Below are 19088 nucleotides of genomic sequence, written 5' to 3'. Positions count from 1 at the left end.
TGTTCCTAGCGAGAGGGAATAAATATGAATGATGAACAAAAAAATATTGATTTTCGTTTGCAGACTGTTAATAGTTCCGAGATTGAAAATAGATCTTTTTTATTTTGGGGATTTGATAGAGGAAATATAAAAAGAACTTCTTTATATAAGCAATTTATTGAGAATAATAAAGAGCTTTCTTTTTATTTTGGTGACAAAGTGTTTGTTATTAAAAATGAGCTTCTTACTCAGACGCATAAGGATGTATTAGAAGCGTTAATTATGCTTTGTGATATTTCCTCTGATGTGGAACATGTGGTTTCTCATACCTCTATTTTGGATGTTCTTCAAAAAAATTCTAAAAATGTTGTTTGGCTTGATTTTATTTTAGAAGAATTAAATAATGTTAATTTCCGTTTTTTTATAAAGAGTGAAAAGGGCGATAATGTAAATGCCATCGGTTTTAAAATTCTTGATACTTTAGGTATTGATGATGATACAGGTTTTATCTCTTTTTCTTTTAGTAAGAATTTTTTATCTCTTTACAAACAGGGAAGAGTATTTAACTATTCTAAATACACTCCTTTTATTGCAAATTTAGACCACGATATATCTAAACAGGTTGTACGTTGGCTTTTAACTTTTGATAACTTGCAGATTGATATTAAAAATTTATTGACTGTGAAGCTAGGTTTATTAAATGTTGTTAATAAAAGTACTCTTAATAAATATATAGTTCATTTGAAAGATGAAGATTTGTCTATGTTTGGTATTTGGTTTGATGGTAATAATATTTGTATTGATAGGGCTTGTGAGGTTGATTTCTTTGATGGTGTAACAGTTGATAAACTCAAAGGTGTAAAAAAGGTTGTCTTAAAACAATCCTCTTTACCATTTTTTGATTTAAAATAGTTTGGGGCTTACCCTAAAGGGTTAATCCAACTAAGCCAAGAGCTACAGGCGAAAAAAACTTTTAAAAACTTTATGTTCTGATCCTTGACAAAGCTTACGATATTTGCACGTTCGCTAATAGCGAAGCATGACATCATAGGATGTAATACTTAGCGATTATCAATCTTAGCAAATCTCTACAGCTTAGTAAAGGGAACAAAAACTTTTGAAAACTTTTTATCTTATACAAAGTAGTTAGACGTTTGAGGGTACGTTCCACTATGGCACTCCGTGGGCTATTCGGCATAGAGCCAGCAAAGCATGAGCTTAAGAGCCTTTTTTATTAAACATATAAAATATTAATAAATTATGTATATTTTATATATATTTACTTGACATTATCCTTTTTTGGCTCTTCGTAAAGTAGTGTTACACCTATAAACCTCTTATCTTTTAAAGTAAAATAAAAAGAGATTGTCAATAAAACCCCACTTATATTATATTCTGTATATTTAGATACATATATTGCAAGTAATGAAAACAAAGCTATTCTTTTTATATACTTTACTTTGTTTTTTTTGTATGATGTATAAAATTATAAACTAATACAAATCCAAAAATTGGGAAAGCTAATCTTCCTACCATGCGAAAAATATCATTATCTCCTAAAAAGAATGGTTTTTTTATTGTGATCTATACTTATCAAATTATAGTATTTTATTTTTTTAAAATAAAACTTGACTTTTATTTTAATTTTGCTATTATTGTACCAATAAAATAATTTATTTTAGAAATTAAAGGATAAAGTGATAAAATCATGTTTATGAATAAAAATACAATAGAATTTAACGACTTCACATTAGATATTCCTAAGATAAGTAAAGAGCAGTACTTCCTTTTAAGACATATCCTTATAGCAATAGAAAAAAATATTAATGTTAATAAATCATATTTTATAACATCAAGTATTTTTAAGGATATGCCTTTTGAGAAACTTGTATCACTACTTAAAAAAAACATAAAATTATCAATTACTGATAATAATAAAAATAGTTGGTATGGCTCTGATGCAATCAATGATATTGAGATAGTAGAGGATAAAATATTTTTTCGTCCTGCCTCTATTTTACGTGAGATTGTACTCAACTCTAAAGAGTCTTCTAAGCATGCTTACTTAAAATACATTTTGTTTAACGGAATAAGATATAAACAAACACTTCTTTTTATAGATTTTATGCTTAAGCAAGAGAATAATAATTTTACTATTGAAGTGGCAGAACTTAAAAAAGTTTTAGAATTAAAACCTACTCAATATAAAAATTTTAATGCTTTTAATGCTTCTGTTATAGATAGAATAGTCACAGATATTAACACCAAAACGAATTATCATATATCTTACGAAACTACAAAAAAGAAAAATGGTAAGAAAATTATCTCTCTTACGTTTGATTATTTTAATCAGGATCTTAACAATGCCTAAAAGAATGCTTTTTCTTATGGTTTTATCAACATGTGGTACTTTTGCTATTCCTAGCATAGCTTATATTCATGGTACTTACACCAACGGCAAAGCTTTAGCGAAAAGTGCAGATAAATATATAGGCGTACCTTATGTGTGGGGGGGTAATTCACTTACTAAGGGGCTAGACTGTTCTGCATTTGTAAAAATATTAGTAAAAACGCATACAGGGATTAATTTACCACGTACTGCTAAAAATCAAGCTCTTAAAACGAAGCAATGCTTTAATATTACTTCTTTTTCTAATTTACAGGTGGGTGATGCTGTCTATTTTAAAGATAACAAAGGGGATATTCATCATGTAGCACTTGTAACAGGCTTTGACAAAGACGGCTATCCTTTTATTACTCATGCAAAAGGTAAAGCCTATGGTGTTGTGAGAGAGAAAATCACTAAAAAATATGTAGATGAGTTTTTTATAGGTAAACGCTTTGGTAGCTGTGAAACCCAAAAAATTGTTAGAAAACTTATCTATAAAAATTACAATAACAAGAGTGATACTAAATATAGACCACTATTGTTAAAAAATATTTAAAGGAGGATATTGGATACAGTAAATATACACTTGGCTCAAACTTGATACTTAAATAAATACAAAAGGAAATGAAATGACAAAAAATGCAGTTAAAACAATTTTACAAATGCTATTACTTATGATGGCTATCGGAACTTTAGCGTCTGCTGCTGGCGGATTGGCAGATATTGAAACACCATTGACAACTCTTAAAGGGGATTTGCTTGCTATTGCAGTTATCGTAGTAACACTTGCCTTTATATATGTTGGGTTTATGATGATATTTAGAGGTGCAGATTGGAATGATGTAGCACGTATCTTTGTCGGTGCAATGTTGATAGCTGGTGCAAGTGCCTTAGCTACTTTACTTATTCCATAAAATAACAGGTGAATACAATAATGAATAATGATATAGTATTTAAAGGAATGACAAGAAGTGCCTTGTTTTTAGGTGTGCCGTATATTCCATTAATCGTTGGAGGTATGGCTATATTGCTTCTTGGACTATGGTTCAACTTGGCATTTTGGTTATTGTTAATACCTTTTTATGCTGCTCTTTATTCATTAACAAAATATAATGAAAATATATTTTCAGTTTATGCAAATGCTATAAAGACACATACTCTCGGAACAAATAAAAAATACCATAAAGTGAAAACATATTCCACTCATTCAAAATATAGAAAATTGGATGAACATAGAACTAAATTAAATATTTATCCACTAGATAAACACCCCAATTTACAAAAGTACCTCCCTTACAGTACACATATCACTAAAGATATTGTAGTAACAAAAGAACATGAATATATTTCTACATGGGTAGTAGATGGCGTTCATTTTGATATGGTTGATGCAGAATATCTGTCTAACGAGAAAGAGTCACTTAATACATTAATACGCTCTTTATCTAATGAAAATATATCTATCTATATTCATTCTGCAATGCTTCCTTATAGTGATAAGCTTGACTATGAATATGACAATCCATATCTTAAGGATTTTGCAGATGCTTACTATGATAATATTGAAAAATCAAATTTACACATTACACTTAGATATATTACGCTTGTTTACACACCACTTAAAAACAGAGTTGAAAAATCCAACTTTATTAGATTAGATTTAGAAAAAAAAGAAAAAGCCGTTAAAAAGTTTATTTTTCAGATGGAAGAAATATCTAAAAAAATGACAGCAGGGCTTAATAAGTATGGAGCTACTAGATTAGGTATATACCATGAAGATAATATTAAGTACAGCACATTATTAGAGTTTTTTAACTTCTTAGTAGGTGGTAAATTTTCTAAAGTAAGAGTATTAAAATCAACGATTGATAGCTACATTACAGGTAATGCTAAAAATCTAAAATTCAATAAAGGACTGTTAAAAATTGAATATAGCAATCATTCAAGCCGATATGTTCAAGCACTGGAAATAAAAGAATTTTGTAGTGAAACATACATAGGGATTTTAAATGATCTTCTAAAGAGTCAAATCACCTATGTAATTACTCAAAGTTTTGTACCAATGATTAAGCGTGAGGCTAAAAAGTCACTTAAGGCACAAAGAGGACGATTAGCAGGGTCACATGATGATGGAGTAAGTCAAATTGAAGATTTGACACTTGCACTAGACCGTTTAACGAGTGATGAGATTTCATTTGGCGAGTACCACTTTAGTATATTTATCTATGCAGATAGTGTTGAAAAAGTAAAAGAAGATACAGAATATGTATCTAATAAGATTGAGGAAATGGGGCATATTATGACACATTCAGATATTGCTTTTCCAGCTACATACTTTGCACAATTCCCATCAAATACACAATTTAGACCTAATGTTTCTTTGATTAGTTCACGAAATTTTGCAGATTTTATATCATTTCATTCTTACCCACTAGGGCGAAGAGACAATAATAATTGGGGTCAAGCAATATCTATATTAAATACACCCTCTAATCAGCCGTATTATCTCAATATACACCAAGTAGATAAGGCAAACGATTTTAACAAGTTTACACTAGGTAACTCTTTGGTTATCGGTCAGTCAGGAAGTGGTAAAACGGCATTTCTTAACTTTTTACTAAATATGATGATGAAATATAATCAAAAAGATACTTTTCCTACCAAAATGCTTGATAAGCATAAAAGCTTTTTTGGTATTTATCTTGATGTGAAATATGGAGCAATGGCAAATATCTTAGCCGCTGGTGGTGAGTATATCATCTTGAAAAATGGTGAAGAGACAGGATTTAATCCTTTTATGTGTGAATACTCAAAAAGAAATGTAAGAAAACTTGAAATGCTTATTAAAATAATGATTGGAAATCAAATAAAATTAAGCCCAGCAGACAATCAAAAGATTACTGATGCAATTAACTTTATTATGTCAGAGTTTGAGGAGGAGGATAGGCAATATCCTATATCTCTACTCTTAGAGAATATTGATGGAGGACAAGAAGAGAACAGCATAAAAGAAGCTTTAAAACTTTGGAAAAAAGGTGAAAAATATGGTTGGGTATTTGATAATAAGGCAGACAGGTTTTTAAATGGCAGTAACAATCTTATAGGAATAGATGGAACGGAGTTTCTAAATGATGATGATGTCAAAGATGCTATGAGTCATTATATCCTTTGGCGTGTCATGGATATTATGGACGGTAGAAGATTTGGACTTTGGATAGATGAGGCGTGGAAATGGATAGAGAATGAACATATATCTAATGAAGTAAAAGAAAAGTTAAAAACAAATAGAAGCCGTAATAACTTTATTATCTTGGGTGTTCAGAGTGTAGAAGACTTTTTGCAAAATAAAAATGCACGTGCGATAATAGAACAAAGTGCCTCTATATTCCTTTTTGCAAATCCTAAAGCAGTTAAAGATGATTATGTAAAAGGGCTTACGTGTAGTGAGTCTGAATATTTGAGAGTAAAAGCATTTGACAAGACAAATTATAACTTTTTGATTAAAAGAGATGAGGAGTCAATCGTAGCAAGTCTTGACCTCTCAAATATGGATAACTTTTTTATTAAAGCACTCTCTACTGATGAAACAGACGTAGAAAGCATACAAAAAATCTTTAAGCAAGAAATTTCACTTGAAGAAAAAATAGCTCAACTAAAACAATACTACAAGGAAGAAAAATGAGTAAAACTATAATAGCTTTAATTGCACTTTTGGCACTTAATGGATGTTCTGCTTTTTTGCCGTCAGTAAGTGATAAAAGTAATAATATGCTTCATCAAAAAGAGTGGCAACCGATTAACGGTGATAAAATCAAAGGGAGTGTCAAATGAGTAAAAAAACAGAAGAGTTAGATTTTGAGTTGAAGTTGTCAGACATTCTCCAAAAATCTAATAAAAGAGCGTGGATAATTACTTTTATATCCATTATTTTACTATGTATCGTTATTTTACTGTTTATCTTCAAGCCTCTTGTTAAAACAGAGCCGTTTGTTATACAGGTGGATAAGACTACAGGACTAACACAAATGTTGTCCTCTGTGAGTGAAAAGACCATAGAATACAATGAGGCTATAGATAAATTCTTTACAAGTCAATATGTTAAAAAAAGAGAGCAATATTTCTATTCTCTTTTATCAAAAGATTATGTGTATGTTCAATTAAACTCAACTAAAAAAGTTGCAGAGGATTACATTAAAATATACGCAGGTAAGGAGTCTAGAGATAAAGTATTAGGAGAGGGTACAGAAGAGAGTGTTAAGGTGTTGAGTGTAACACTTGGAGAAAATGCACATATCAAAAACGCTACTGTAAGAATTAAAATAGATACAAAGAAAAAAGGTATGATCGTGGACTCAAAAATTAAAATAGTCACTCTTGCATATACATATATGCCGGCACTTAAGGCAACAGAAAAAGAACGACTTTTAAACCCATTGGGCTTTAAAGTTATCTCTTATCGTGTTGATGCAGAGGTAAAATAATGAAAAGATATATTTTACTGTTTTTGACAGCAACACTTTTAAGCTTTTCTGCTTCACCTGTAAAGCTATCACCTTATGATAGAAGAATGGGAACTGTAACCTATAATCCTAATGATGTGATTGTAGTGTATGCCAAAGAGGGATATTTTACAATGATTGAATTTGCCGAGGATGAGGACGTTATATTGGGAGATACAGGATTTAATGATGGTTGGACGGTTAAACATAGCGGTAATACGGCTTGGGTTATGGCAAAGCCTTATATGTCTTCTGTTGCAGAGGTTGAGGGAGAGGGTGGATTAGTCAATAAAAAGATGGTAATACCACCAAATGCTAAAGATTGGGCAACTAATCTTTTCATACGCACAAATAAGCGAGTATATATCTGTGATTTACGTCTATCTTCCAAAAAAGCAAACTATAAGATAAAAATTAAATACCCTAATAAAGATTTTAAACGTAAACAAAAACAATATAAAGAAGTGCAGAGAAAAAAAGAGATTAAAGAAATTAAAAAAGAGCTTGATAGAGTAAAAGTACCTAGAAATTGGGATTATTATAAAAAAGTAAATAAGGGAAGTGCAGATATAGCACCTAACTATGTTTACGATGATGGAAAATTTACACATTTTGGGTTTGACATAACTAAAAAAATGCCTGCCATCTTTTTAAGAGAAAATGATAAGGAATTTTCTATCAATTCGCACACTAGAAGAGTAGGAAGATATTATGTCAAGACAGTACATAAAACAGGTAAATTGTTCTTTTTGAGAAGTGGCAGAAAGCTTGTAGGTGTTTTAAATGGTGGGTATGGCAAAAACCCCGATTTAGCGTATGAAAATACAAATAATCCAAGAGTCAAGAGAGAAATAAGATGAATATAAATAATGAAGAAATAGAAAACGAAGATGAAGAATTACTGGAAGAAAGTCAAACACGTAACAGCTCAAAAACAGTATTTATGTTTTTAGGGGTATTGTCAGCGATAATAGCTGGAACTGTATTTTATTTTTTACTTAAAAATGCAAAACCACCGGTAGAGGTAAAAACAATCGAGAGAAATGTAGTAAAAGAGAAAAAATTTACTCCTACTGTAAAGAGAGTTGTAGAGCCTAAAAAAGCTTTACCTACCTTGCCACCTTTACCAAAAATAGTACAGGAGCAGATAAAGCCAAAAAAATATATACCAAAGATAATAAAGGGTGCAAGCTCTGAATTAGCAATTAAACAAAAGGGTGGTACAGGTAGTATAAAAATGCCGACCTTGCCTTTACCCCAAAGTAAGTCAAAAAGAGCCGAAATTGAGCCATATACAGGTGGTATTAGCACCGTTGCAGGCGTTCACCATTACGATCCTAATTTATACCTAGTACGTGGTACTTTTATACCATGTTCTATGGATGTGAGATTAATCTCTATGTTGGGCGGTCAAATTACTTGTACTATTGCAGAAGATGTATATTCTGCAAATGGAAATGTACTATTGATTGAAAAAGGATCAATAGCAGTAGGAACATACAAAAAAACAGGGCTTAAAAACGGTATGAATAGACTATACGCAATTTGGGAAGATTTACGTACTCCAAATAATATTATTATCTCTTTAGGTAGCGGTGCGTCTGATGAGTTAGGCTCTGCTGGAATGGTAGGCGATGTAGATAATCATTGGGGTATGAGAGTAGGAGGAGCAATTTTATTAAGTGTAATTGATGATGTTATTGGTGCGGTTGCAAACAATATAAATAATTCAGATAATAGAAATTATACTATTAATAATACTACTACTGCAACTTCAAATATGGCAGATACTATGTTAAAGCAATATATTAATATCCCACCAACACTATACAAACATCAAGGCGATTTAATAAATATATATGTAAATAAAGATGTGGACTTTTCAAAAGTTTACAAGTTAGAAAGGTAGAACATGAATAAGTCTGTATCTTTACAAGTCTATATAAATAAGTACTTTGGAGAACTTTTAGCAGATAACACCATAACCGAAGTATGCTACAACGGAAAAGGTGATATATGGGCGTTACACGATAATGGAAAATGGAAAAACTATGAAACGGACTTAACTTTTAAATCTGCTAAAGCAATTTCTAAAGTTATTGCCTCTGCAAAAGATACAGAGATAACCCAAGCTAAACCTATATTAAGCTCAACGCTTGCAAATGGGGAGAGGGTACAGGTGGTTATGCCACCAGCAACCAAACAGAACTATATCTCTATTACTATAAGAAAACCAAGCAAGAAAAAAATATCCATGACAGAGTATGAAGAGCAAGGATTATTTTTAGTTGGAGAGAATAGGAAAAAAGTTAAGAAAAAAGAAGAGGCTTTAAAGGCTCTATATAGAGAAGAAAAGTATAAAGATTTTATTATAGAAGCCGTCAAGCAGGGTAAAACTATTATTGTTGCTGGCTCTACTGGAAGTGGTAAAACAACATTTATGAAAACCATTATGGACTTTATACCTCAATTTTCAAGAGTAATAAGCATTGAAGACGTTGAAGAGTTAATATTCAAAGAAGAAGATAACTATGTTCAGCTTTTTTACCCAAGTGAAGCAAAAAGTACAGATTTCTTAAATGCTACAACACTTTTAAAATCATGTTTAAGAATGAAACCAGACCGTATCGTATTAGCAGAACTTAGAGGTGCAGAAACATTTGATTTTATCAATGTTATCAATTCGGGTCATGGAGGCTCAATCACTTCATGCCATGCAGGAAGTGTAGAAGAGACTTTTAGCAGATTGTCTATGATGACATTGCTTAGTGATAGCGGTCAAAAAATACCGTATAACGTCATACAGGATATTTTGAAATATACTATTGATATAGTTATACACATGGCAGATACAGACGAAGGAAGACGTATAACAGAGATATATTATAAAGACATAGAACCAGAAAAGAACAAGGATAAAAAATGAAAATGTTATTAACAATGAGTGCTTTACTGTTTATAGGGTGTACCCAGCAAGTAAAACACCCAATACAGCTAGAAGATAGTCCAAAAGAGAATATAAGTATTAATATACTCTCTCAAAACAAAACGAACGTACCAAAAGACCAATTCTTTACCAGTAAAAATTGGCATTATAAGCAGACTAAAAAACATGGTTATGGCTATTTCTTTGATAATGATGAGATAGTAGCATCTTTTTACCTTGCACACCACGCCACACATATATATATACGTGGAAATGCACACACGATCAAAAAATATAAAAATTATTTTTTGAAAAACCAAGTAACGGCAAAAATTACACTTATACCTACAAGTGCAAGAAGAAGAGGAAAAATAATTATTGATTATTTTCAGATAACCCCTTTTATTGCCAATACTATAAACGTATTTAGCAAGGAGATAAAAAGTGGTAAAAACTTATTACCTGCTTCTAGTGAGGTGGTAGAAATACCTAAAAATTATATAACAAAGGATTAAGCATGAAAAACACAATTAAAATCTTAGTAGCCGTTACATTGCTCTTTACTCAAATAAATGCTTTTTCTCTCTTTGGTACAAGTGTTGATGAAGCAACAGTTGAAATGCAAATTGTTCAAAATGCAGAACAATTATTGCAGACGGCAGAACAAATTAAACATACAGAGCAACTTATAAAACAAACTATCGCCCAAACAGGAATTAGGGATGTTATTGGATTTGCACAAGAAATGAAAAAGTTTCATAATTTTTTGAAAAATTACTCTTTAGATTTGATGGACTTAACGGATGATATTATTGATAATCCAAAATCTCAAATAGGTAAATATGCTAAAGAGCTTTTTACCAAATATGAACTTTTTAATGATTGTAATTATGACTATATGAATGATGATATGAAACGTATCTGTAAAAATAGAATGATTAGACAGGTACAAGAAATAGCTACCTATCAAGAAATAAGTAAAACTTTAAAAAAGTTTGGTGATAACATTAAAACACTTGCACAAAAAAGAGCATCTAGTAATAACGTAAAAGAGTCAGCAGATATTGCAAACGCTATTCAAATTGAATTAGCTCAACTTCAAGTACTTAAGACTCAAATTGACATGATGGAGTCTCAAAATAAAGCAAAAGAGCGTGTTGATATGAGACAAACTGAACAGATGATAAAAGAAAAATGGGAAAATTCAGGCTCTTTTATAGACCAAGAATTTATTAAATAAGGATATTAAATGCTAGAAGAAAATGGAAAAAATAAAGAAAGTACCATATTTGGAATAAGACTAGATAAATTTGTATATGCCTCTGTAGTATTAATAGTACTTTTTATTATTATTGGATGTGAAAATAAAATACAGAATGAAGAGAAAAATATAACTAAAAAAACAATATCATCAATACAAAATAATAAAATAGATATTTCTAAAAAAGTAGAAATATCTAAAATAGTTGAAAAACCAAAAAAGTATAAAACAGTTTTATATTATATGGAAAATAAAGCAGAAAGATATGCTATGAATAAAATATGTAATGAATTAAATGAGAAAGATCCTAAGCAAGAACAAGAATGTATTAATTCAGCAATGGCAACACAAAAAATAAAATGGAAAAATTCAAGTTCTTTTATAGACCAAGAATTTATTAAATAAGGATATTAAATGTTTGTAAGTTTTGGAAAAATGGGCGAAAAAATCGTTGCATTACTAGATCCCTCAAAATCTGTTACGCTTGTCGCAGGATTTCAAACGATAGTAGCAACATGGGCTATTATATATATATTATATATTGCCTATATGTTTCATTTGGGTAAAGTTGATAACCCTGTACGCCAAGTTGTTTACAAATTAATGATGTTTGGGTTTATTTCTCTCTTTGCATTCAACGCTGGTGAGTGGTATAATTATGCCATAGGAGCAATTCAAGGATTAACAGATTGGATAAGTGGAGGTGGTGTCAATTCTATCTATAAAGATTTAGATGATGGCTTGAAGACTATTGATAAAATCCATCAAATTTATTTTGAACATGATTCTATTAAGTGGCTTAAACTTTTAGCTATTATGGGAACAGGTATTATATTTTTAAGCTATATGGCAGTTGGGCTAACCGCATCAATTTTATTAATTATCAATACAATTACATTACAAATTATATTTGTTCTTGCACCTTTTGCTTTTTTATCTCTATTTTTTCCTTTGGTTAGAGGTATTTTTGACAGATGGATAGAAATGATTATTTCCAATATATTTACAATTTTTTTCCTTTCTCTTTTTACAGAAGTTATATTTACAGAATATAAAAACATACTTGATGGAATTAATCCTCTTTCTGTTACACCAGGTTATATATATGATACCACCAATGTAGATATTATTTTATCTGCTTTTGTAATTTTTGGATTTTCTGTATTGGGTGTTGTTCTTTTGTATATGTCAACTCAATTAGCATCTAAATTGTCTTCTGTTTCTATTGAGTCAATACCTAAAGGTGCAGCTATTGCTACCGCAACAACAGGCATGGTTGCGGGCAAGGGATATAGTGCAGGTAAAAGTGTGGGTAAAAGTACTTATAATACGGCAAAGAAAAGTACAGGAAAAGTTATAAACGGGGTTAGTGGTGTTTCAAGAAAAGCTGGTGATGCAGGGAGTAAAGCTCATAAGCTACTTAGAGAAACAGGTAAAAAAGCTAGAGCAGAGAGAAAGGCTGGAGGTAAAAAAAACTAGCTTATTAAGGATGTAATTATTAAACCTATTGTAATTGCCCATAATATCTCTACTACAAATTTTATTAATATAAATATAATTTGTAGAGGTAATAACACTAGAGATATTATGTTAAAAACATCTTCTCCTATTTTTTTACTTAGTGCAACTTTTGGATTACTTATAAATTTGTCTATCCTGTAAAAAAAATGTGCAAGTGTTCCTTTTTTAAATGGATTGTTTTTCATCTATTCTCTCTTTTTAAATATCTTTACATAGTGTAGGACTTGCTTCTTTTAGGTCTTCATCCCATAATTCCCAAGGCTCTTCTTCTGTTTGATTTGGCTTGTTAAATACTAATGTAACATTTATTGTATCGCTTCCTTGGTATCTTCCACAATTCCATATACACATTACTACATCGTCTGGTGATGGATTAATTTCTCCTGTATAATCTGCATTGTGGCACGTAGGACGTTCTTTCCCGTTAAGGGTATAGGTTACGTCCACCGTTGGCTGTTCTACCTTATTATCACCTGTTGTAGAGCTTCCACCTCCACAGCCGTTTAGAGATAGTAAAATTGTTATAGTCAATATTGATAGTTTATTTAATGTTTTCATTTTGTTTCCTTTTTATTTTTGACTTGTAAGTATATCTTTTAACATCTTTATTTGATTTTCTTTCTCTTCTAGTTGAAGTTTTAGCCTGTCTAACTCTTCTTTTGATACAGAGTCACCTATTGCAATAGATTTAAGCCATTTTGCCCTATCTTTTGCTTTATACCCAGCCTCTACACTTCTTTCTTCAATCTTTTTTAACTGCTCTTCATTTACATATATAACTATTGTCTTATCTTGTTTGAGTCGTGCTTCTTTTTTTGGTTGTCCGATACTCTTCTTTTGTCTGGGTGTGGACTTCTTTTTTTCAGTAAGAGGTGCAGACTCTTTAACAGCGTTTACTTTATCTGCAAATGATTTTTTTCTTTTGTTTACTTCACTCATTTTATTTCTCCTCTTTATTTATTGCTAGTAGCTCTTCTGCTAGTTTATTTAGCTCATATCTTGCGTCTTCATGCCCCTTAAGGGTATTTGCTTCCTGTACTGTTAAACCCTCTTGTAAGGCTTTGTCATAGATTGCTCTGTCTCTAATGATTGTATTGAGTATCTTCATTTGTTTATGCGGCTCTATGATTGCTTCAAGATGTTCAAAATTCTTAGCGAATAGGTGTATTCTGTTTAGAAGTACATACGTGCTTGTTTGCTCTTGTGTTGCTTCCTCAATCTCTTTGAGTATCTTACTGTACTTCTTTGTGATTGCGAGGATTTCGCTTACTTTGTCTGCTATTGGTGTGATGTTTATATCTGCACCCATTATCGCTAATCTTGTTAAGCTACTGTCAAATCCACCACTATCTATGATGTATATCTCATCTTCTTTTGCTTGGTCTATTACTTCTATGAGTTTTTCATCTTCTGTAATATTCAAGATGTTTGATTTTGGAATATCTCTTAGATTGTTATACTCTATACATGTGTCCTGTATGTCTAGGTCATAGATAGTGGTTTTAAAACCTTTGTCTTCAAATGCTTTAGCTAGATGATACGCTATTGTGCTTTTTCCTGTTCCGCCTTTTTGGTGTGAGAAGTTTATAATCATGTTGTGTCCTTTTAGATTGTTTTGTATTCTATAGTGTTACATGATTTATATTAACTTATGCTTAAAATATGTATTAAATATTAATTTTTTATGTATATTTTATTATGTTTATTTTTTTTGGGCTTACCCTAAAGGGTCGTTCTCAATCACTACGTGACGGTACACGGTACACGCCCTAAAGGGTAATCCAACTAAGCTTACCCATTTGTTCAAATAGAATAGCCTAACCATTCAGCACGACTTAAAATATTTAAGCACTCCGTTTATTAAATATTTTAAGCCCTACTTCATTAACTTAAAAATAATTGACCTGACCCTATTACAAAGAAGACCGTATTACGCTAATCGCTTCATACCATCTTCACCAAGTTTGTAATAGTGTCAGCCAAATTATTTTTAAGTTTTACACTAATCTATTTTCACAAATTCGCCAAACCCGAAGCCTTGTAGCACCTCTTACGAGGCACGCTTAATGGTTTCCGTTTGAAGTTCACAAAAGCAGATGAATAACACGCCGTCCACGTATGGACTAAAAGTACCAGGACCACTCTGTGGCTCATGGAACTTTTACGAGTAATTCACAAGCGTTTTGCTATAACGCTATCGCTGGCTAATTGGCTTTATTTTAGTTTGGAGTTTTTTCGGAGCAATACACGAAGTGATGCTCTATGGCTATGCAGTCTTACGACTGCTTGTAAAAGGAGGGTATTTACAATATAAGGGAGGGATTGACCTACATCAAGCCTTTAGGATAAGGCATAGGAACATTTCAAGCGTGATTTTATTTTAATGTTAAAAATGTGTCAAGCTTTTAAACTATATCTTCTGAATATTTACACTTAGGAAATCTACTACACCCTAAGAAATTTTCTTGTTTATACTTACCTTGATACTTCTTATTCTTTAGGGTACGTGGTACTAAATAACCTTGATTACATTTAGGACACTTTTTTCTATCCTCAATAACAATATCTAGTGACTCTTTAATCTCTTTTTCTGCATTAAAGATAGGTATTATCTCTATATCTACCTTTTTACCTTTGTTCTTAATGTCTTCTAAGTGGTGCTTTGCAGATGGGTGTACGCAATCCTCAGCTAGTACAAAAAGCAGCTTCATGTTAGCAGCTACATACTCCTTATGCTCTTCTAAAAAATCTCTACCCTCTGCACGTAGTTTTTTTATCTCATCATGGCGTATTTTATACTTAGAGGTACTCTTCCAATTTTTACATTGTATGAGTATTGTTTCATTGGCTTTACTCGCCACTAAGTCAATCCCACCGTCTTTTTTACCTTTGTTTTTTCCGTTCTCAAAAAGAGTATAACCCCTGCAACTAAAAAGCTTTGCGATAATCTCCTCATACTCTTTACCCTTTTTAACTTTGTTAGCGTAAGAGGTGTACGTTCGTTTTTTTTGTTTGGGTGCTGGAGAGGTTTTAAGGTGATGATGAGTAGTGTTTTGTTTTATTGGTTGGGGTGCTGGTACTTCTTTTTTATTATCCATTAAATGCTTTGCAGATTTAAAGAGGAGAATAAAAAATATAAGCATTGCTAAAAAGTAAATTGTATCTATCATTTTTTATTCTCCTTTTCAAACCATTCTTTTACTTTAAAATCTGTTTCACTTGCAGGCTTTTTAAATATTTTTATCCAAGCATCATTAGATAGATAATTTATAAACTGTTCCATGTGATTTATGTCTGCATGTTCTGCACCATAATAAGGGGTAAATACTCTTGCCTTAGAGAGCATTGTACTTACTTCATCATTGGTGTATGTACCCTCTCTATCCTCTTTATTGTGTAACATTTCAGCTATCATATAAAGTATAAGTTCTTTATGCTTTAGATTGTATATCTCTTCTTCAAGTTGTTGTATCTTTTCTGATTGTAAAAAATTATTATGTGTTATTTTATCTTTTTCTTTTCTATACAAAAACAAGGCAGAATGTAATGTAAAAAAACTAACCAAAAATACAACAACATTAAAAGATATAATTTCAAAAGTAGTCCAATCTATATCACCAACTATATATTTGTAATCTTGAATTAATACAAGGGTAATAAGGAAAACTACAATGCTTCCAAGGACTGTGATAGTTTCATATCTCTTTTCTAGTGCTTTTTCTTCTTCAATCATTTTATATCCTTAAGTATCTTTAATTATTCATCATCATTAGTATTGGTATCTCTTGCATTATGTATCTGTTCTTTCATGTGGGATATATCCAAATCATAATACTTTGCTACATCTACAAAGTAACTAAAGTCTTTTATCTCAAAAGGATTATCTAGGTTAAGATTTGAATATATTAAATCTTCATTTTTTTCAATCACTAAGAATACATGACCTAAAGGCTCATCATATCCAGCCGTGATGTCATAACCTTTTATTGTTTCTATTATCTGCATTATTGCGTCCTTACTTTTTTGTATAGTTCACCTATTGCACCTTAAATAGCTTCCCAACTGTCATAATGTTCTGTAGCAGATAGTTTACCATCGTATTTATGTCCTAATACTTTAGCTTTAAAATCTCTTTTATCTATTTGACTGCCTTTTTTATCTTTTTCTTTAAGCCAAAGTAATTCAGCGTAAATATCACGATAATCACTAGCCTTAAAAGAAGTACCTGTAATACGCTTAAGAGCATTGTTAAAAGAGTTATTAAACTTACTGTTCATTTCTCTTTTTGTAAATTTGTCAGACTCTAAATGTGATTGAATATAATCAACCAAATCACTTAAAAACTCATAGTCTTCATCAAGTGAATAGGCATCTATACATTTGTCTTCTTCGCGATCTTTAATGATACCGCAGTATTGCCATACATTATTTTTCTTTTTGATTTTAAGAGTCTTTAGGATCTCCGATTGTCTTCTCCCTGTAACGATTGTTAAATACGCATACGCCCAATATGCCTTTTCTCTCTCTTCGTCTGTTTGGCGTGGGTGGTCTGAAAAATCATCAGATAAAATCTTATCTTTGATTTTTTTCATAAGGTCTTCAATATACTTTTTTTCAAAAGTATTTTTATTCCGTATCTCTTCTTTTTTATTATCAGTAATCTTTGCCTGTACTGTTTCGTACACGCTTTGAGGTGCTACAAAGAGATTAAGCCCTATTTCTCTGTGTTCTTCATTCTTAAGCCCTTTGATAACCTTACGCATATTTGAATAGTAAACGCTTGTCGTGCCTAGCGTTCTGTTACCCATCCAGCAGTAAGGGATATACTCACACACGGCTTTTTCTACATCTAAGGTACTGTGTGCATTTTCAAGCTTCTCTCTAAACTGCTCCTGTACTTCTTTAGGTGTTGATACACCGTAAACTTCTTTTATTAGTTCAGTTGTCTTAGCTTGTTCTTCTGTACTTCTACCGTCTGTATGCTTTGCTTCTTTGGTGGAATTTTTAGCGAGTACCTCTTCAAGCATTGCTTTAAGTTCTGCTATCTGTTGTGACTCATTTTGAGTGTCTTTGCACTCTTTAATGATTACCCAATCTTTTTCTTTGGCAGTCATAATGTTAAAGGGTGCTTTATCATTAAGTAAGATTTGCCCGTCCTTGAGTTCTAAGGATTTATTATCCCACTCTAAGGCTTTGACTCTCTCACCACTATAAAGAGCCTTTAAAGCCTCTTCTTTAGTGATTGTATGGGGGTTCTGTGTTCGCTTTGGCTCAACCCAAACTATCCACTCTTCATCTTCGGCAGTCATTAGGTTAAAAGGGTTTCCCTCATGGTCTATGATTTGTCCGTCTTTTTGCATGATGAAGTTATCCTCTTCCCATTTGGTAGAGGTAAACTTTGCATCTTCGTTTAAGTAGATTTCTCTGAAAAGTTGTTCTTTGGTGTAGGTTTTCATTTTTTTGTCCTTTGTGTTTTTTTTGAATTTATCCCAGCAATAGTTACTATGCGTGTAGTGTTTGTATGTCTATGCCACCTTACTTATTTTTGTTAGTGTATCTGCACCATGAGGAAACCAATAGCTTTCCGTGTCAAGGTGAACAAACTTTTTATATTCTTGATTATATTCTCTTGTAGTGTTGAAACCAATTATCTTGTTAGTCCATGTCACACCATATTCGTTAGTCCATTGGACTGTATCACCTACTTTTAGTTCTATGCCTGCCGGTGCGATTAAGTCGAGTTGGTCATTAATGAATTTTTTCATGTTGTGTCCTTTGATTGTTTGTAAGTATATTATAGCAAGTTTATTGGATAATGTCAAGTAAATTACCTATAAAATATAAATAATTTAATTATAAAATATATATAAAGTATTTTGGGGGATTAGCACCTCAACAGGGGCGAGGTGCTGGGGGGTTTTTAAAGTTTTTCTAGCGTTTTGGTATTCCTATAAATAGAATACATACCAACAGCGACAATAGCGACTAGGGCTATAAGTAATAGTGTCTTAAGCATATTGGGCTCCTTTCATATTTGTAAGGCTCTAAGGTGTCATTATAACACCTTAGAGCAAATTGATTACATATCCTTAAGCTCCTTTGATTTTTTGTTGATTGCTTTCTGAACGAAAATAGCCGATACTGTAGCAGTAGCTACAAGGATTAAGGCAAAGATTGTCATAGCATCAATGTGATTGTCTCTGTAGTCCTTTACAAGAAAACCCACACTTACAAATAGAATAGACATAAGTAATGTTAGGGCATATCTAAGAGAAGAGATAGCGCTTTTTGTTGTGTCAATTTGGCTCATTTAAAAGCTCCTTACGATTGTTTTTGTATCTTAATTGATACAGTATAATTATAGCCTAAAAATAGGATAATGTCAAGTAAATAGCATATAAAATATAAATAAATTAATAATAAAATACATATAAAGTATAAGCAAAAAATACGGTATAACAAAGTTATAGACTAAGTTAGCCTGATGTGAACAAGTTTAGTTTAAGGTTAGTC

24 protein-coding genes are annotated in these 19088 nt (G+C 31.5%); 14 read left to right on the top strand and 10 right to left on the bottom strand.

Annotation, left to right across the window (positions count from 1 at the left end):
* Window positions 1-24 precede the first annotated feature (24 nt).
* The 14 genes from LWW95_10180 to LWW95_10115 all read left to right on the top strand — a co-directional run bounded on the left by LWW95_10180 (window position 25) and on the right by LWW95_10115 (window position 12533).
* Window positions 25-891 carry a hypothetical protein gene (locus LWW95_10180; GenBank protein MDL1957391.1) on the top strand — a complete coding sequence of 289 codons (867 nt, stop codon included), beginning with the start codon at window positions 25-27 and terminating at the stop codon, window positions 889-891.
* A gap of 802 nt (window positions 892-1693) precedes the next feature.
* The gene (locus tag LWW95_10175) at window positions 1694-2350 is read left to right on the top strand and encodes a replication initiation protein (protein ID MDL1957390.1); all 657 of its coding nucleotides are present in this window, start codon (window positions 1694-1696) and stop codon (window positions 2348-2350) included.
* A complete protein-coding gene (locus tag LWW95_10170; GenBank protein MDL1957389.1) occupies window positions 2343-2924 on the top strand; it encodes an NlpC/P60 family protein in 582 nt (193 codons plus the stop codon). The genes LWW95_10175 and LWW95_10170 overlap by 8 nt, the downstream gene beginning before the upstream one ends.
* Window positions 2925-2997: 73 nt before the next feature.
* The gene (locus LWW95_10165) at window positions 2998-3282 is read left to right on the top strand and encodes a TrbC/VirB2 family protein (protein ID MDL1957388.1); all 285 of its coding nucleotides are present in this window, start codon (window positions 2998-3000) and stop codon (window positions 3280-3282) included.
* Window positions 3283-3302: 20 nt separating this feature from the next.
* Entirely contained in the window at window positions 3303-6050 is a 2748-nt protein-coding gene (locus LWW95_10160) for a VirB3 family type IV secretion system protein (GenBank protein MDL1957387.1), read from the top strand.
* Window positions 6047-6199, top strand: a complete 153-nt coding sequence (locus LWW95_10155) for a hypothetical protein (GenBank protein ID MDL1957386.1) — start codon at window positions 6047-6049, stop codon at window positions 6197-6199. Before LWW95_10160 ends, LWW95_10155 begins: the two co-directional genes overlap by 4 nt.
* Window positions 6196-6849, top strand: a complete 654-nt coding sequence (locus tag LWW95_10150; protein MDL1957385.1) for a type IV secretion system protein — start codon at window positions 6196-6198, stop codon at window positions 6847-6849. Before LWW95_10155 ends, LWW95_10150 begins: the two co-directional genes overlap by 4 nt.
* Window positions 6849-7727: a TrbG/VirB9 family P-type conjugative transfer protein gene (locus LWW95_10145; GenBank protein MDL1957384.1), complete on the top strand. Its 879-nt coding sequence runs from the start codon at window positions 6849-6851 to the stop codon at window positions 7725-7727. Before LWW95_10150 ends, LWW95_10145 begins: the two co-directional genes overlap by 1 nt.
* Entirely contained in the window at window positions 7724-8776 is a 1053-nt protein-coding gene (gene virB10 / locus LWW95_10140) for a type IV secretion system protein VirB10 (GenBank protein MDL1957383.1), read from the top strand. Before LWW95_10145 ends, virB10 begins: the two co-directional genes overlap by 4 nt.
* A 3-nt stretch (window positions 8777-8779) precedes the next feature.
* Window positions 8780-9793, top strand: a complete 1014-nt coding sequence (gene virB11 / locus LWW95_10135; GenBank protein ID MDL1957382.1) for a P-type DNA transfer ATPase VirB11 — start codon at window positions 8780-8782, stop codon at window positions 9791-9793.
* A complete protein-coding gene (locus LWW95_10130) occupies window positions 9790-10308 on the top strand; it encodes a cag pathogenicity island Cag12 family protein (protein MDL1957381.1) in 519 nt (172 codons plus the stop codon). Before virB11 ends, LWW95_10130 begins: the two co-directional genes overlap by 4 nt.
* A gap of 2 nt (window positions 10309-10310) precedes the next feature.
* A complete protein-coding gene (locus tag LWW95_10125) occupies window positions 10311-11033 on the top strand; it encodes a type IV secretion system protein (GenBank protein MDL1957380.1) in 723 nt (240 codons plus the stop codon).
* Between the two features lie 9 nt (window positions 11034-11042).
* Window positions 11043-11459 carry a hypothetical protein gene (locus tag LWW95_10120; GenBank protein ID MDL1957379.1) on the top strand — a complete coding sequence of 139 codons (417 nt, stop codon included), beginning with the start codon at window positions 11043-11045 and terminating at the stop codon, window positions 11457-11459.
* 9 nt (window positions 11460-11468) lie between these two features.
* Window positions 11469-12533 (top strand): type IV secretion system protein, encoded by a 1065-nt coding sequence (locus tag LWW95_10115; protein MDL1957378.1) that lies wholly within the window; start codon window positions 11469-11471, stop codon window positions 12531-12533.
* Here the strand turns inward: LWW95_10115 and LWW95_10110 are convergent.
* The 10 genes from LWW95_10110 to LWW95_10065 form a co-directional block, all read right to left on the bottom strand.
* A complete protein-coding gene (locus tag LWW95_10110; GenBank protein ID MDL1957377.1) occupies window positions 12530-12760 on the bottom strand; it encodes a hypothetical protein in 231 nt (76 codons plus the stop codon). The two genes, LWW95_10115 and LWW95_10110, sit on opposite strands and share 4 nt — an antisense overlap.
* Before the next feature lie 13 nt (window positions 12761-12773).
* On the bottom strand, window positions 12774-13022 hold the full coding sequence (locus tag LWW95_10105; GenBank protein MDL1957376.1) for a hypothetical protein: 249 nt from the start codon (window positions 13020-13022) through the stop codon (window positions 12774-12776).
* Window positions 13023-13145: 123 nt separating this feature from the next.
* Window positions 13146-13514, bottom strand: a complete 369-nt coding sequence (locus tag LWW95_10100; GenBank protein ID MDL1957375.1) for a hypothetical protein — start codon at window positions 13512-13514, stop codon at window positions 13146-13148.
* 1 nt (window position 13515) lies between these two features.
* Window positions 13516-14169, bottom strand: coding sequence for a division plane positioning ATPase MipZ (locus LWW95_10095; GenBank protein MDL1957374.1), 654 nt, complete (start codon window positions 14167-14169; stop codon window positions 13516-13518).
* An 811-nt stretch (window positions 14170-14980) separates the two neighbouring features.
* Entirely contained in the window at window positions 14981-15745 is a 765-nt protein-coding gene (locus tag LWW95_10090; protein ID MDL1957373.1) for a restriction endonuclease, read from the bottom strand.
* Window positions 15742-16308: a hypothetical protein gene (locus tag LWW95_10085; GenBank protein MDL1957372.1), complete on the bottom strand. Its 567-nt coding sequence runs from the start codon at window positions 16306-16308 to the stop codon at window positions 15742-15744. Before LWW95_10085 ends, LWW95_10090 begins: the two co-directional genes overlap by 4 nt.
* A 23-nt stretch (window positions 16309-16331) precedes the next feature.
* Complete coding sequence (locus LWW95_10080; protein ID MDL1957371.1) at window positions 16332-16580, bottom strand: hypothetical protein; 249 nt, start codon at window positions 16578-16580, stop codon at window positions 16332-16334.
* Between the two features lie 41 nt (window positions 16581-16621).
* Complete coding sequence (locus LWW95_10075) at window positions 16622-18031, bottom strand: hypothetical protein (protein MDL1957370.1); 1410 nt, start codon at window positions 18029-18031, stop codon at window positions 16622-16624.
* A 69-nt stretch (window positions 18032-18100) separates the two neighbouring features.
* Window positions 18101-18340 carry a hypothetical protein gene (locus tag LWW95_10070; GenBank protein ID MDL1957369.1) on the bottom strand — a complete coding sequence of 80 codons (240 nt, stop codon included), beginning with the start codon at window positions 18338-18340 and terminating at the stop codon, window positions 18101-18103.
* Between the two features lie 314 nt (window positions 18341-18654).
* Window positions 18655-18885, bottom strand: a complete 231-nt coding sequence (locus LWW95_10065; protein MDL1957368.1) for a hypothetical protein — start codon at window positions 18883-18885, stop codon at window positions 18655-18657.
* Between the last annotated feature and the right edge of the window lie 203 nt (window positions 18886-19088).

Source organism: Candidatus Desulfofervidus auxilii (assembly GCA_030262725.1).
GTDB lineage: Bacteria > Desulfobacterota > Desulfofervidia > Desulfofervidales > Desulfofervidaceae > JAJSZS01.
Note: the sequence above shows the minus strand (reverse complement) of the source record. Positions and strands in the feature narration are given on the sequence as shown.